This is a genomic window from Streptomyces sp. SAI-170, assembly GCF_049739565.1.
GTDB lineage: Bacteria > Actinomycetota > Actinomycetes > Streptomycetales > Streptomycetaceae > Streptomyces.
Genome location: NZ_JBMGQD010000001.1, coordinates 3,970,866 through 3,985,560 on the forward strand (window position 1 = coordinate 3,970,866; position 14,695 = coordinate 3,985,560).

The window sequence follows — 14,695 nt, forward strand, 5'->3', positions numbered from 1 at the left end:
TCGTCGGCCCCATCTTTCCAGACTTGGCCGGAAGGTCCAGGCGTGGTCCGCAGGGCGGTCGCTACCGACGAGTACGACGTTCGGTCGGCGGCGTGAAAGGGATCAGTCGAGGCCGAGCTCGTCCTTGGAGTACGCGAAGAGGTACGGCACACCCGCGCCGTCCTGGATCTTCTCCGCGGCACCGGTGGCCCGGTCGACGATCGTCGCGACGGCCACGACCTCCGCGCCGGCCTCCCGGACGGCCTCCACGGCGGTCAGCGGGGAGCCGCCGGTGGTGGAGGTGTCCTCGACGACCAGCACGCGGCGGCCCTTGATGTCCGGGCCCTCGACGCGGCGCTGGAGGCCGTGCGCCTTGGCGGCCTTGCGGACGACGAAGGCGTCCAGGCGCTGCCCGCGGGCGGCCGCGGCGTGCAGCATCGCGGCGGCGACCGGGTCGGCGCCCATGGTGAGACCGCCGACCGCGTCGAAGTCCAGGTCGGCGGTCAGGTCCAGCAGGACCTGACCGACCAGCGGGGCGGCCTCGCCGTCGAGCGTGATGCGGCGCAGGTCGATGTAGTAGTCGGCCTCCAGACCCGAGGAGAGGGTCACCTTGCCGTGCACCACGGCCTTGTCCTTGATCTGCTGCAGCAGCGCCGCGCGTACGTCCGTCATGCCGACCAGCTTAGAGCCGCCTCCAGCTCCAGGTCGTCGTGGCCTCCAGCGGCTCCAGCGGCGTGACCAGGCGCGGCAGGGTGGTGAGGCCGTTGGGCGGGCCGGTCTGCGGCTCCACGCACACGGCCGCCTCCTGCTCGTCGTAGACGACGACCCACTGCTCGCGGCTGGTCACCTTCAGCTCCAGCAGGCCGGGCCAGGTGAGGGTGACGTCGACGCCGTCGGGCATGCCGAAGCAGTCGTCCCAGGGGCCGGGCCGGGGGTCGATGCGCAGGCCGGTGGGGAGGTGGTCCTCGCCGCGCTCCTCCTGCCAGGCGGGGTCGAAGGCGAGCACGGCGTCGGTGCCGTTCAGGTTCCTGTTGAACCAGGGGTGCCAGCCGATCTGGGCCGGGAAGGACGACTCGTACGTCTCGACGGACATGGTCAGCGTCAGCGAGTCGGGCGTGAGGGCGGCGGCGTGGGTGACGCGGCCGGTGTAGGGCCAGGGGTCGACGAGGTCGTAGGTGATGACGGCCTCGTCCTTGCCGGCACGGGCGACGGACCAGGCGCCGTCCCGCGCGGTGCCGTGGATGGCGTGCGGCGGGGCGTTGAGGGGCATCTGGTGCTCCACGGCTCCGTCGCGGAAGCGGCCGTCCCTGATGCGGCCGCACCAGGGGACCATCGGGAAGCAGCCGAAGCGGTCGCCCTGCCTGAGGAGTTCGCCGCCGGCGATCTTGAGGCTGCTGAGGCGGCCGCCGTTGTGCGGGGTGATCGTCAGTTCCGCGTCGCCTGCGGTCAGCGTGATCTCTTCGTTACTCACAGGGGTGAGCCTACTCAGGTGATCACTCAGGTGGGGGGTGGTGGCTCATAGTGGTCGCGTGCAGGCCGTATGTGGCTTGTCGCGCAGTTCCCCGCGCCCCTTAAAAGCGGCGTTTCCGCAGGACCCTGCCTGCAACGATCACCGACGCCACCACCAGCGCCGCCGCCGGGGCCGCCCAGCGGAGTGTGGTGCCCGCGGTGACCGATTGTGGGGGCGGGACCGGCGCGTAGCGGCCTCTGGGCGGTGCGTGGTCGACTTCTTCCGCGCTGCGGCCGATCATCGTGCGGCGGGCGTGGGCGGCCTCGGCGAGAGGCTCGGACGGTGCGTCGAGGTCGTCGGCGAGGGGGTCGAGGGAGGGCGGCGGGATCTCGGTCTCGAAGACCGACGCCGGGGCGTCTTCCGCGACCTCGGGAACCTCGGCCTCAGGCACCTCGCCCTGAGCGCCCAGGTTCTCCGCGAAGCGGTTCAGGAGGCGCGTGACCGCTGCACTCACCGCCTCCGCCGTCAGGTCGGCCGCGCGGCCGTCCGCCGACCCCGTACCGCCGAAGGCGAGTGTCGTGCCGTCCTCGCTGTCGCGCAGGGCCAGGGTGAGGGCGAACTTCGCCGAGCCGCTCCCGCGGGCCTCCGTGGCCTCGCCCTCAAAGAGGTAGGTGCCGTCCTCACGGGCGGACACGGACGCCGTGCCGCGGTAGGTGATGGTCGTGCCGCCGATACGGAGCTTCAGGCGGCCGGCGACGGGGTCGGCCCCCGCCTCCTGCTGGAGCCCGGGTACCGCCCGGGCGACCCGCGCGGGGTCGGCCAGCACGGCCCGCACCCGCTCGACGGAAACCGGGACGTGCACCTCATGCTCCATGTCGTCGGAGCCTACCCAGACCGGGGCCGAAAACACCCTCTGCGGCGGCGCCGGATCACTCGCTCGCCTCGCCCGGTGTCACCAGCCCCGTCTCGTACGCCACCACCACCGCCTGTGCCCGGCTGGTCAGGCCCAGCTTGGTCATGGTGCGGTTGAGGTGCGTCTTGACGGTGGCCTCGCTGATGAAGAGCCGGTCGGCGGCCTCGGCGTTGGTCAGGCCGCGGGCGACCAGGCGCAGCACCTCGGCCTCGCGGCCGGTCAACGCCTCCAGGCCGGGCGGGGGTTGGGGGCCGGTCCGGGCGCCGGCACGGCCGGTGTAGGCCTCCACCAGGCGCCGGGTGACGGCGGGCGCGAACAGGGCGTCGCCGCCGTGCACCGCGGTCACCGCGGCGAGCAGGCGCTCGGGCCCGGCGTCCTTGAGCAGGAAGCCGCAGGCGCCGGCGCGCAGGGCGTCGTAGACGTACTCGTCGAGGTCGAAGGTGGTGAGGATGAGGACGCGCGGGGCCGGTTCCGCGGCCTCGGCGAGGATGCGCTCGGTCGCCTCGATGCCGGTCATGCCGGGCAGGCGGATGTCCATCAGGACGACGTCGGGGCGGGTCTCGGCCGCCAGGGACACGGCCTCCGGGCCGTCGGCGGCCTCGCCGACGACCTCCATGCCGGGGGCGGCGCGCAGCAGCGCGACCAGTCCGCTGCGGACGAGGAACTGGTCGTCCACCACGAGCACTCTGATCACGGTCGGTCGGCGTCTCCCCGGCGTGCGGCCTGTGACGACGTCGGCAGGGTCAGCTGCACACCAAAACCACCCTCGCGGCGCGGGCCGACGACGATCGTCCCGCCGTAGAGCTTGGCCCGCTCGCGCATTCCGATCAAGCCGTGGCCGGTGTGCGGCGGCACACTGTCCGGATTCACCCCCCTCCCGGTGAGGCGTATGCCCTTTCCGTCCGTCCTGCGGCCGTCGTGGGCGGCATCGTTCACGACGGACACGGCTATCTCGCCCGCCCGATAGGTCAGTTCGACCTCCGCCCGTGCTCCCGGCGCGTGCTTGAGCACATTGGTCAGCGCCTCCTGCGCGACCCGGTACACGCACAGCTCGACGCCCGGCGGGAGCGGACGGGGTTCGCCGGTGACGGTGAGGGTGACGGGCAGGCCGCCGGCGCCGACCCGGGCGACCATCTCGGCGAGCTGGTCGAGGCCGGGCGCGGGCCCGACGGCGTCGGGGGTGTCGTCGGCGCGCAACAGGCCCAGCATGCGGCGCAGTTCGGCCAGGGCCTCGCCGCTGGTGGCCGCGATGGTGCCGAGCGCCTCGCGGGCGGTGGGGGCGTCGGAGTCGAAGACGAAGCGGGCGAGGCCGGCCTGGACGTTGATGACGGCCATGTGGTGGGCGACCACGTCGTGCAGTTCGCGCGCGATGCGCACCCGCTCGCCGGCGACCTCGCGGCGGGCCCGGTCGGCCTGTTCGGCGCGCAGTTGCCGGGCCAGCTCGGCGGCCTTGCGGGCGGTGGAGCCGAACCGGCACAGCACCAGCGGGAAGCCGACGGCCTGGGCGACGACGGACGCCATGTTCGAGGAGTCGCTGACCAGCCCGGCGTACACCCAGACCGCGGCGAGCAGCGCCCCGCACGCGGCGGCGACGCGCAGCGGGCGCAGGGACGCGACGGTGTACACGGCGAGCAGGGGGCCGAGGCTGTTGACGACCGGCCAGTACCCGGCGGTGACGTACACCGCCCAGCAGGCGTGGCTGAACAGGCAGACGGCGACGGGGGCCTTGGTGCGCAGCACGACGGGGACGTTGACCAGACCCACGAGCGTCCAGCCGAGCGCGTCGGGCTCGGGCCACCCCTGGTCGGCGGACTCCGTGCCGAGCAGCAGGGCGACGGTGGTGAGCGCCAGCGCGATCACGACGTCGGCGGCGAGGGGGTGGCTCCGCATTTGCGCAGCGTAACGCCGGTGTGGGGGCAGGGGCGTCAACCACCGTACGTACCGCGAAAGTTGTAGGAACCGCGCGGCTACCGCAGGGGTTGGCGCCGGATTCCACCCGGTGCGGGATGAGCGGGGCGGGGCGGCGCCCGTAGCGTCGGTGGCACAACGGCGGCACGGGGGACGGACCGTGGGGGACGGACCGCAGCCGCCGCGGACGCGGGCCGAAGCGGGGACCGACGGGGGACCCCCGGCTCGCGGCCGGAACGAGACAGAGGGGAACACAGCATGTCTGTGCGTACGAAGGCCGCAGTGCTCACCGTCACCGCCGCGCTGGCGGCCGGCGTCGGGCTGACGGCCGTGCCGGCCGCGGCGAGCATCTCCCAGGGGTACATCTCCGGCGGGGGTCCCATCGCTGACGACTGGACCGACGAGGGCACGCTGTCGTCGAGCAGCCACAGCAGGAGCAACGCGACCGCGCTGCTGCAGCAGATCCTGTGGGCGGAGGGCGTCAAGGAGTCGAACGGCACCGCGTTCGACTACTCCGACATCGACGGCAAGTACGGCGCGAACACCACCTACGCCGTCAAGCAGCTGCAGAAGCTGTACAACCGCGACTTCGGCGCGGGCCTCACCGTCGACGGCAAGGCCGGCAAGAAGACGCTGGGCTTCGCCTCGCGCAATTTCCTGTTCGACGGCGGCGCCGGCAAGGTCGACTACATCGGCGAGAAGCACGTGGTGACCTTCAAGCGCAGCAGCGGCAAGTACCAGCTGAAGGTCAACAACACCCGTGGCTGGAAGGTGGCGTCCTACAACACCCTGAACGTCGTCTGAGCCACAGCAGCCACATCGGCGGGGGGATACGGCGGCCCGCTTCCTGCCCTTCGGGGCGGGGAGCGGGCCGTCCGCCTGTGCGCGGCTAGTAGCGGGGGTGCACCAGCGTCGACACCGGTGTGTCCCCGATCCGGGTCCGCAGGGCCGCTTCGGTGCCCTCGGTGAGATCGGTGTCGGTGAGGGTGCGGGGCAGGCCGGTCGCGCGCAGGGGCGGCGGGCCGTCCGCGGCGGCGAGGAGGAAGCCCCAGTCGTGCGGGGTGCGGGCCGCCTCGGCGGTGCGGTCGGGGCCGGCGGCGAAACCGGCGGCGTGGCCGTCGATGCGGTAGGGCGTGGTGGCGAGTCCGGCGGCGTGCAGGGTGGCGTCGACGGTCCAGAAGGCGCGCGGGCGCAGGGTGACCGGCCCCGCGTGCACGACGAGCCGGCCCTCGGGGGCGAGGGCCCGGTGGGCGAGGCCGTAGAACTCCTGCGAGTACAGCTTGGCGCTGGCGGTGATGCCCGGGTCGGGCAGGTCCGCGACGATGACGTCGTACGCCGCCGAGGGCGCGGCGCGCAGCCAGCCGAACGCGTCGGCGGTGCTGACGTGGACGCGCGGGTCGTCGTACACATGGCCGTTGAGGGCGGCGAGAGCCGGGTCGTTGCGGGCGAGGCGGACGACGGCCGGGTCGAGTTCGACGACGTCGACCTGGACGACGTCCCGATGGCGCAGCACCTCGCGGGTGGCGAGGCCGTCGCCGCCGCCGAGGACGAGCACGCGCGCGTGGGGGCCGTTCATCGCGGGGTGGACGAGGGCCTCGTGGTAGCGGCGTTCGTCGTGGCCGCTGACCCGCAGCCGCCCGTCGAGGAACAGGTCGAGGGGGCGGCCGCCGGTGCCGCCGGTGAGGACGACCTCCTGCACGCCGGTCTGCAGCGCCACGCGCACCTCCTGGCCGTAGACGGCCTGCCGGGCGGCCCGTTCGAAGTCGTCGACGAGTACGGCGGCGGCGCCGAGGACGCCGAGCACGGTGAGGTTGGTGACGACGAGCAGCCAGCGGGCGCGGCGGGTGAGGTCGCCGCGGAACAGTCCGAGGACGAGGGCACCGCCGACGACCACGTTGACCGCGCCGGTGAGCATGGCGCTGGTGAGCTGGCCGAGGAGGGGCAGCAGCAGGAAGGGGAAGGCGAGGCCGCCGACGAGGGCGCCGACGTAGTCGGCGGCGAACAGGTCGGCGACCGCGCCGCCCGCGTCCTGGCGGCGGATGCGCTGTATCAGCTCCATCAGCAGCGGCACCTCGGCGCCGATGAGCAGGCCGGTGGCGAGGGAGAAGGCGACCAGCAGGGCGCGCGGGCCGCCCGCCCACAGGCCGCCCCAGGCGCCGGTCCAGGCGAACACCGCGTACAGCGCCATCGCGCTGCATCCGCCGACGAGGGCGAGGATCGCCTCGACCGCGCCGAACCCGGCGGCCGCGCGCGGGCGCAGCCGTTTCGCCGCGAGGGAGCCGATGCCCATCGCGAAGACCATCACGGACAGCACGACGGAGGCCTGGGTGACCGAGTCGCCCATCAGGTACGAGGCGAACGCGACGAGTTCGAGTTCGTACACCAGACCGCAGGCCGCGCAGACGAAGACGCACGCCAGGACCAGGAAGCGCCCGGTGCCCTGCCGGACGGGCAGCCGCGCGGGCCCGCGCCACGGTGGGGCGCCGGGCGGGGCCGGGGCGTGCGGATCGATCACGACTGCGACGTTACGTCACCGGTCCGGCACGCTTCGTCACCCACACGCGTGGAACTGGGGGCCGGTCGGCCGCAGGACGTTTCAGCGCGGCGCACTGCCGTACGGCGGTCGCGTGACGTTTCCCCTCGCTGCCGCCGGGCCGGTCCGTCAGGCGGCCGCGGCCGGGACACGGACGCCCACGCGGGTGCGGGTGGCGACCAGCTGGCCGTCCTGCGGGTAGGCGTGCCAGGTGCGCCAGTGGACCTGGCCCTCGTGGCGCTGGGCGAGCAGCGCGGTGAAGGCGTGCGGGCTGCCGGGGAAGACGCCCGCGAGGCCGTTGGGGTGGTCGGAGACCAGGGCCAGCAGTTCCTGGGCGCGGCCGGCGAAGGAGCCCGGCGAGAGCACCTCGACGCGCGCGGCGAACTCGTACTCCCAGTCGCCCACCCGCTTGGCCACGCCGAGCGGGAGCGGGGTGCTGCTGCCGGGGATGCACGCCACGGTCTCCGAACAGTTGACCTGGTCCTCCTCCAGGAGCACCTGGTGCGAGGCGCCCAGGAGCCTCAACTGCAGTCTGGCGCCCGCCAGTTCGAGGTCGAGGGTGGCCAGTGCCGGGAGCGGCTCGCGCCCGAGGGCCCAGGCGAGGTCGGCCGCGCGCGTGTCGGTGTAGGAGGTTTTCAGGGTCGTGAGCATGGATCGGCTCCGCTAGCACGCAAAAGAAGGCGGTGTGGGTCCGGTGCATCCCGGTCGGCACCGGGTTTCGGCCCGGTCAGCCCAGTCGACGGACGGTGTCCGAGGGGACGTACGAGGGGCTGCTTAGGTGATTTAGAGGGAATCATGAACTGTGGCGCCGCCACAGCGTTTTTACCCAACTTCGTAGGGTTTCCATCCCTCAGAGGGCTTCACTGCTCAACTGTTCAACGACGGCGTACGCCTGAACGATGACGGCGTACGCCGGGGCGCCCCCACCAGCACGAGCGCCCGCCGGGTCATGCCCGGCGGGCGCTTCACACGGATGCGTTCCCCCGTTCGGAGCTCAGCTGCCCCGTGTCAGCTGCCTCCGCCGCATCCGCCACCGCCCCCGCACGACGACCCACCGCCGCACGAGGAGCTGCTTCCGCAGGACGAGCCGCCGCCGCAGGAGCTGCCGCCGCTGTCCCCGCCCGCCCACCAGCCGGCACTGCTGCCGCTGGAGCCGGAGCCGCTCCGGTGCCGGCGGCGGGTGGTGGTCGTGTACCGCCGCCCTCGGTAGCCGTGTCGGCTCTCGCTGACGGCGGACAGGACCGCCACCAGCACCACGATGCCGAACACCGCCAGGATGATGCCGATGACCATGGCGTCACCCTCCTTCCGATTCCCCCGAAGCGGCCCCCCGTGGGCGCCTCGTTTCTTGCGTGAGACGGGAATTCCCGCACCGTTCACCGGTCAAAGCAGAGTTGAGGAACTTCAGAGGGTTCTCGCGGCCTTGCACGAGGTCGTCAGTCGTTCCTCGCGAAGGTGCCCAGACCGGTCGTGTCGAGGTTCTCGACCCGGACCTTGGTGGCGCGTCCGCCGGAGCCGACGGTGAAGGTCACGCCGGACAGGCCGACGGCGTTCTCGCCGGTGGTGCGGTAGCTGAAGGTGTCCCCGTCGTAGTGGCGCAGGGCGAACCGTTGCTTCTTCGGCCCGAGCTGCATGGTGAGTTCGCCGCCCTGGGCGCTGACGGTCATCGGGCCGTAGTACCCGTTCGCGTACGTCCCGGTGTAGGCGCTGTCCGCCTTGGCGGGTGCGGGCGAGGCGGGAGGCTTGCTGTAGTCGACCGGCGAGCGTTCCCCCGCCAGGGTCTGCTTGATGATCGGCCCGAGGAACGTCAGCCAGTCGACGGTGGGCCCGCCCGTCTGCGCGGTGTCGAGGAACGTGGCGGTGATCGCCTCGGGCACGCCGACGGGCTGGCCGTTGGTCAGGGCGACGATGCCGAGCTTCTCCGAGGGCAGCAGTGCGACGTGGGTGGCCGCCCCCAGCGCGAAACCGCCGGAGTGGCCGAGCTTCAGCCTGCCCTGGTCGTCGTAGCTCACGTTCCAGCCGAGCCCGTAGAACCCGGACCGGCCCGCGGGCGACTGCGGCGGCGCGTTGAGCATGTGGGGCAGATGGGTCTGGGCCAGCGCGTCGGCGTCGACGACCTGCCGCCCCTCGAACTTGCCGTCGCCCAGCTGCAGTCGCATCCACTTCGTCATGTCCCGGGCCGTGGAGCTGGCCCCGCCCGCCGGGCTCTGGGCGTCCGCGTCACGGACGTACTCGGCGCGCCAGGTGTCCCCGCTCTGCACATGCAAGGTGGCCTTGTTCTTGGCCTTCTCGTAGTCGGCGAAGGAAGAACTGGTGGAGTCCATGCCCAGCGGCCGGTACAGCTTCTCGGCGGACAGCTCCTCCCAGCTGGTCCCCGCCGCTCGCGCGGCGGCGACGCCGGCTTCGGTCAGCCCGAAGTTCGTGTACGCGTATTCGGCACGGAACGGCGCCAGCGGCTGGTAGCGCAGACGGTTCAGAATGTACGAGCGGTCGTAGCCGAGGTCCTCCAGGAGGTCTCCGGCGTGGTCGGGCAGTCCGCTGCGATGCGAGAACAGATCGGCCAGCGTCACGCGGCGGCTGACCCACGGGTCCTTCAGCGCGAAGCCGGGGTCGTGTTTCACGACCGGGTCGTCCCAGCCGATGGTCTTCTCCCCCACGGCCGCGGCGACCACCGTGGACGCGATCGGCTTGGAGACCGAGGCGAGCTGGAAGACGGTGTCCGCGCCGACCGGGTCCTTCGTGCCCGCCTTGCGCACGCCGAACCCCTTCAGATACAGCACCTCGTCGTCGTGCACCACACCCACGGCGACACCGGGCACACCCGTGCGGCGCATGAAGTCCCGTACGACGTCGTCCAGCTTGCCGACCGCCGCATCGACGTCCGCCCGGGAGATCTGCGACGGCGGCTGAGCCGGAGGGACAGTGGGCAACGGCGACGTCTGCCTGGCCGCACGCCCGACAGGGGCGGTGTCGGCATCGGCCCCGGTACAGCCGACGGCCAGCGCCGCCACCAGACCCAGAGCCGCGGCGGCACGAACGGAGGGGGAGCAAAAGCGATCAAGTCGGGGCATACCCTCATCGAAAGGCCACCCCGGCCACCTGTCACACCCGGACAGGCCGATCAGGGGAACACCGCGTGCGCCGACGACCGGGAACACCCCCGACACCCGAATGTTGAGTAACCCCCGAGCTTCGGCGCAGGATGACCCGCATGACCTCCACCGCGCGCCCTCTCCTCAACCGCCGGCTCGCCGAGTTCGGGACGACGATCTTCGCCGAGATGTCGGCCCTGGCCCTGCGCACCGGGTCGATCAACCTGGGCCAGGGATTTCCCGACACGGACGGCCCCGAGGAGGTCAGGGAGGCTGCCGTACGGGCGCTGCGCGACGGGCGCGGCAACCAGTACCCGCCGGGCCCCGGCGTCCCCGAGCTGCGCACCGCGATCGCCGCGCACCAGCAGCGGTGGTACGGCCTGACGTACGACCCCGACACGGAGGTGCTGGTCACGGCCGGTGCGACCGAGGCGATCGCCGCGGCCCTGCTGGCGCTGGTGGAGCCCGGTGACGAGGTCGTCGCGCTGGAGCCGTACTACGACTCCTACGCGGCCTGCATCGCGATGGCGGGCGGCACGCGCGTGCCGGTCACCCTGCGGCCCCATGAGGGTGCCTTCCGCCTCGACCTCGACGAGCTGCGCGACGCGGTCACCGAGCGCACCCGGCTGCTGCTGATCAACACCCCGCACAACCCGACCGGCACGGTCCTCACCCGCGAGGAGCTCACCGCGATCGCCGAGCTGGCGGTGGAGCGGGACCTGCTGGTGGTCACGGACGAGGTGTACGAGCACCTGGTGTTCGACGAGGCCGGGCATGTGCCGCTGGCGACGCTGCCGGGGATGCGGGAGCGGACCGTGACGATCGGGTCGAGCGGCAAGACGTTCTCGTTCACGGGCTGGAAGGTGGGCTGGGTGACGGCGGCTCCGGCCCTGGTCAGCGCGGTCCGCTCGGCGAAGCAGTTCCTGACGTACGTCTCCTCCGGCCCCTTCCAGTACGCGGTCGCCGAGGCCCTCGCGCTGCCCGACAGCTACTTCTCCGCCTTCCGCGAGGACATGCGCGCCAAGCGGGACCTGCTGGCGGCGGGGCTGACCGAGGCGGGCTTCACCGTCCACCGCACCGCGGGCACGTACTTCATCACCACCGACATCCGCCCCCTCGGCTTCGACGACGGCTTCGCCTTCTGCCGCTCCCTGCCGGAACGCGCGGGCGTGGTGGCCATCCCCAACGCGGTCTTCTACGACCACCGCGAGGCGGGCGCGCCCTTCGTACGGTTCGCCTTCTGCAAGCAGCGCCCGGTTCTTGAGGAGGCGGCGGCCCGGCTGAAGGCACTGGCGGACTGAGGGCGCGCCGCCCGGAACGTCGTCCACAGGCTGTGGACGGAGGGCGGGTGCCACACTCGCACCCGCCCCGCACGGCGAGAGCCCGGCCAGGGGGCACACCACCGTGGTGGTCCGCACCCTGGTCGGGCTCTCCTGCGCGCAGCGCGAAGGCTCGGGGCGTCTTACTCGCCCGCCTCGCCGTCCTCCGGCTTCTCCGCGTCGTTGACCTCACCCTCCAGGCCGAGCTGCTCGACCAGCCAGCGGTCGAACTCGATGGCCGCGCGCACCCAGCTCACCGTCGAGGACACGAAGTGCTCCAGGCTCACGCCCGTGCCGATGAGCATCTGCGCCTCGCCGATCAGCCGGACGGTGCCGTCGTCGTGCGTGTGCGTGTAGACCTTCGGCCACAGGGTGCGCCGGTTCCAGTCGTCGATCGACTCCAGGAGCTGCGGCTTCTCCTCGATCTGGTGGGGCCGGTCGTAGAACGTCCGCACCGAGAAGACCTGCTGCTCGCCCTCGCCGCGGAACATGAAGTACGTACGGAACTGCTCCCACGGCGCGGCGAGGTCACCCTCCTCGTCGACGACGTACTTCAGCTCCATCTGGTCGAGGAGCTGCTTCACAAGGTCCTGATCCGGGACGACGGGGCCCGCCGGTCCTTGGGGCTGCGGCTGGGGCTGGCCCCCGAAGTTCGGAATCGAGGACGGGTCGATGGTCACCGTGAATTTCCCTTCGTACGGATTCCGTCATCCTCCCCCATGCGGGGAGGGGGGTGGCAACCCCTGGCGGGCCGTGTCAGCCGTCGGCGGACATGATCCCCGCACGGGGAATCGCGCGGGGATCGAGTACCCGTCCTCAGAGGGTCTTGCCCGTCGCCGGGCCGACGAGAAGACCCTCGCCGAAGGTGTCGACGCGGACCGTGTCGCCGTCCTTGATCTCGCCCGCGAGGATCTCCTTGGCGAGGCGGTCGCCGATGGCGGTCTGGACGAGCCGGCGCAGGGGCCGGGCGCCGTACGCCGGGTCGTTGCCCTCGTCGGCGAGCCAGGCCAGCGCCTCGTCGGTGACCTCCAGGGTGAGCCTGCGCTCGGCCAGGCGGCGGGCCAGGCGGTCGATCTGGAGCCGGGCGATACGGCTCAGCTCGTCCTTCGACAGGGCCGAGAAGACCACCAGGTCGTCCAGACGGTTGAGGAACTCCGGCTTGAACGACGTCCGCACGACCTCCAGGACCTGCTGCTTCTTCTCCTCCTCGGAGGTCAGCGGCTCGACCAGGAACTGGCTGCCCAGGTTCGAGGTGAGGATCAGGATGGTGTTGCGGAAGTCGACCGTACGGCCCTGTCCGTCGGTGAGCCGGCCGTCGTCGAGGACCTGGAGCAGGATGTCGAAGACCTCGGGGTGGGCCTTCTCCACCTCGTCCAGCAGCACCACGGAGTACGGCCTGCGGCGCACGGCCTCGGTGAGCTGGCCGCCCTCCTCGTAGCCGACGTAACCGGGAGGCGCGCCGACCAGCCGGGCCACGGTGTGCTTCTCGCCGTACTCCGACATGTCGATGCGGACCATGGCCCGCTCGTCGTCGAAGAGGAAGTCCGCGAGCGCCTTGGCCAGCTCGGTCTTGCCGACGCCGGTCGGGCCGAGGAAGAGGAAGGAGCCGGTGGGGCGGTCCGGGTCGGCGATGCCGGCGCGGGAGCGGCGTACGGCGTCGGAGACCGCCTGCACGGCCTCGGTCTGGCCGATCAGCCGCCTGCCCAGCTCCTCCTCCATGCGCAGCAGCTTCTGCGTCTCGCCCTCCAGGAGGCGCCCGGCGGGGATGCCGGTCCAGGAGGCGACGACGTCGGCGATGTCGTCCGAGCCGACCTCCTCCTTGACCATGGTGTCCCGGGCGGCCTCCTCCTCGGCCTCGGAGGCGGCCTCCAGGTCGCGCTCCAGCGCCGGGATCTCGCCGTACAGCAGCTTGGAGGCGGTGTCGAAGTCGCCGTCGCGCTGGGCGCGTTCGGCCTGGCCGCGCAGGTCGTCGAGCTTCTCCTTCAGCTCACCGACCCGGTTGAGGGACTGCTTCTCCTTCTCCCAGCGGGCGGTCAGGCCCCGCAGCTCCTCCTCCTTGTCCGCGAGGTCGCGGCGCAGTTTGTCCAGCCGCTCCTTGGAGGCCTGGTCGGTCTCCTTGCTGAGGGCCAGCTCCTCCATCTTCAGCCGGTCGACGGCACGCTGGAGTTCGTCGATCTCGACGGGCGAGGAGTCGATCTCCATCCGCAGCCGAGAGGCCGCCTCGTCGACGAGGTCGATGGCCTTGTCGGGCAGGAAGCGGGAGGTGATGTACCGGTCGGAGAGGGTGGCAGCGGCGACGAGGGCCGCGTCCGCGATCTGCACCTTGTGGTGGGCCTCGTAGCGCCCCTTCAGGCCACGCAGGATCGCGATGGTGTCCTCGACGCTCGGCTCGGCGACCAGCACCTGCTGGAAGCGCCGCTCCAGGGCGGGGTCCTTCTCGATCCGCTCCCCGGTACTCGTCGAGCGTGGTGGCGCCGACCATGCGCAGCTCACCGCGGGCGAGCATGGGCTTGAGCATGTTGCCCGCGTCCATGGCTGAGTCCCCGCCGGCACCGGCCCCGACGACGGTGTGCAGCTCGTCGATGAAGGTGATGATCTGGCCGTCCGAGTCCTTGATCTCGGCCAGGACGGTCTTCAGCCGCTCCTCGAACTCACCGCGGTACTTGGCGCCCGCGACCATCGCCCCCAGGTCGAGCGCGACGAGCCGCTTGTCCTTGAGCGACTCGGGCACGTCGCCCTTCACGATCCGCTGGGCGAGCCCCTCGACGACGGCGGTCTTGCCGACGCCGGGCTCACCGATCAGGACCGGGTTGTTCTTGGTACGGCGGGACAGCACCTGCACCACGCGCCGGATCTCCTGGTCCCGCCCGATGACGGGGTCCAGCTTGCCCTCGCGGGCGGCGGCGGTGAAGTCGGTGCCGAACTTCTCCAGCGCCTTGTACGAGCCCTCGGGGTCGGCGTTGGTGACGCGCCGCCCGCCGCGGGCCTTCTGGAAGGCGTCCAGCAGCTTCTTCGGGGTGGCCCCCTGCCGGATGAGCACCTCACCGGCGGCGCCACCCTTGGCGGCGATGCCGATGAGCAGGTGCTCGGTGGAGAGGTACTCGTCACCGAGGTCCTTGGCCCGTGCCTGGGCGTCGGCGATGACGGCGAGCAGCTCGCGGTTGGGCTGCGGCGGCGCCACGGTGGAGCCGGTCACGCTGGGCAGCGCGGCGACGACCTTGTCGGCACCGGCGCGTACGGCGGCCAGGTCGGCGTCGACGGCCACGAGCAGGTCGACGATGTTCTCGTTGTCCTGTCCCTGGAGCAGAGCCAGGAGCAGATGGACAGGGGTGAGGTCCGGATTCCCCTCGGTCACGGCGCGGTTGCTGGCCGCGTTGATCGCGTCCCGGCTCCGGTTGGTCAGCTCGGCGTCCACGTTCGCGTTCTCCTCCTTGCTTGAGCCGTCGGTTCAGCCGTCGGTGCCACGTCTCCCACTACTGACTCAGGCAACGTACACAAAGT

At 71.9% G+C, this 14,695-nt stretch carries 12 protein-coding genes and 1 pseudogene; 2 read left to right on the forward strand and 11 right to left on the reverse strand.

Annotation, left to right across the window (positions count from 1 at the left end):
- Nucleotides 1-102 precede the first annotated feature (102 nt).
- From pyrE to RKD23_RS17750, 5 genes are all read right to left on the reverse strand, one after another.
- Nucleotides 103-651 carry an orotate phosphoribosyltransferase gene (gene pyrE, locus RKD23_RS17730; protein WP_424854544.1) on the reverse strand — a complete coding sequence of 183 codons (549 nt, stop codon included), beginning with the start codon at nucleotides 649-651 and terminating at the stop codon, nucleotides 103-105.
- Nucleotides 652-661: 10 nt separating this feature from the next.
- Nucleotides 662-1,450, reverse strand: coding sequence for an aldose 1-epimerase (locus RKD23_RS17735; RefSeq protein ID WP_424854545.1), 789 nt, complete (start codon nucleotides 1,448-1,450; stop codon nucleotides 662-664).
- Nucleotides 1,451-1,550: 100 nt separating this feature from the next.
- Entirely contained in the window at nucleotides 1,551-2,303 is a 753-nt protein-coding gene (locus RKD23_RS17740; RefSeq protein ID WP_424854546.1) for an SRPBCC domain-containing protein, read from the reverse strand.
- A gap of 55 nt (nucleotides 2,304-2,358) precedes the next feature.
- Nucleotides 2,359-3,036 carry a response regulator gene (locus RKD23_RS17745; RefSeq protein WP_424854547.1) on the reverse strand — a complete coding sequence of 226 codons (678 nt, stop codon included), beginning with the start codon at nucleotides 3,034-3,036 and terminating at the stop codon, nucleotides 2,359-2,361.
- On the reverse strand, nucleotides 3,033-4,232 hold the full coding sequence (locus RKD23_RS17750) for a sensor histidine kinase (RefSeq protein WP_424854548.1): 1,200 nt from the start codon (nucleotides 4,230-4,232) through the stop codon (nucleotides 3,033-3,035). Before RKD23_RS17750 ends, RKD23_RS17745 begins: the two co-directional genes overlap by 4 nt.
- Nucleotides 4,233-4,508: 276 nt before the next feature.
- Here RKD23_RS17750 and RKD23_RS17755 point away from each other — a divergent pair, with 276 nt between their 5' ends.
- Complete coding sequence (locus tag RKD23_RS17755) at nucleotides 4,509-5,054, forward strand: peptidoglycan-binding domain-containing protein (protein ID WP_424854549.1); 546 nt, start codon at nucleotides 4,509-4,511, stop codon at nucleotides 5,052-5,054.
- Nucleotides 5,055-5,139: 85 nt separating this feature from the next.
- Here the strand turns inward: RKD23_RS17755 and RKD23_RS17760 are convergent, their stop codons facing one another.
- The 4 genes from RKD23_RS17760 to RKD23_RS17775 all read right to left on the reverse strand — a co-directional run bounded on the left by RKD23_RS17760 (nucleotide 5,140) and on the right by RKD23_RS17775 (nucleotide 9,854).
- Entirely contained in the window at nucleotides 5,140-6,765 is a 1,626-nt protein-coding gene (locus tag RKD23_RS17760; RefSeq protein ID WP_424854550.1) for a polyamine aminopropyltransferase, read from the reverse strand.
- A 147-nt stretch (nucleotides 6,766-6,912) separates the two neighbouring features.
- Complete coding sequence (locus RKD23_RS17765) at nucleotides 6,913-7,434, reverse strand: DUF2617 family protein (protein WP_404037535.1); 522 nt, start codon at nucleotides 7,432-7,434, stop codon at nucleotides 6,913-6,915.
- A gap of 357 nt (nucleotides 7,435-7,791) precedes the next feature.
- Complete coding sequence (locus RKD23_RS17770) at nucleotides 7,792-8,076, reverse strand: hypothetical protein (RefSeq protein WP_424854551.1); 285 nt, start codon at nucleotides 8,074-8,076, stop codon at nucleotides 7,792-7,794.
- A gap of 143 nt (nucleotides 8,077-8,219) precedes the next feature.
- Nucleotides 8,220-9,854: a serine hydrolase gene (locus tag RKD23_RS17775; protein ID WP_424854552.1), complete on the reverse strand. Its 1,635-nt coding sequence runs from the start codon at nucleotides 9,852-9,854 to the stop codon at nucleotides 8,220-8,222.
- A 131-nt stretch (nucleotides 9,855-9,985) separates the two neighbouring features.
- On the opposite strand from RKD23_RS17775, the gene RKD23_RS17780 reads away from it, so the two are divergent.
- Nucleotides 9,986-11,176, forward strand: a complete 1,191-nt coding sequence (locus RKD23_RS17780; RefSeq protein WP_424854553.1) for a pyridoxal phosphate-dependent aminotransferase — start codon at nucleotides 9,986-9,988, stop codon at nucleotides 11,174-11,176.
- A 161-nt stretch (nucleotides 11,177-11,337) separates the two neighbouring features.
- On the opposite strand, the gene RKD23_RS17785 is transcribed toward RKD23_RS17780, so the two are convergent.
- Both RKD23_RS17785 and clpB read right to left on the reverse strand, forming a co-directional pair.
- On the reverse strand, nucleotides 11,338-11,874 hold the full coding sequence (locus RKD23_RS17785) for a YbjN domain-containing protein (RefSeq protein WP_424854554.1): 537 nt from the start codon (nucleotides 11,872-11,874) through the stop codon (nucleotides 11,338-11,340).
- Between the two features lie 136 nt (nucleotides 11,875-12,010).
- Nucleotides 12,011-14,609 (reverse strand): annotated as a pseudogene (gene clpB / locus RKD23_RS17790) (ATP-dependent chaperone ClpB).
- Nucleotides 14,610-14,695: the final 86 nt, after the last annotated feature.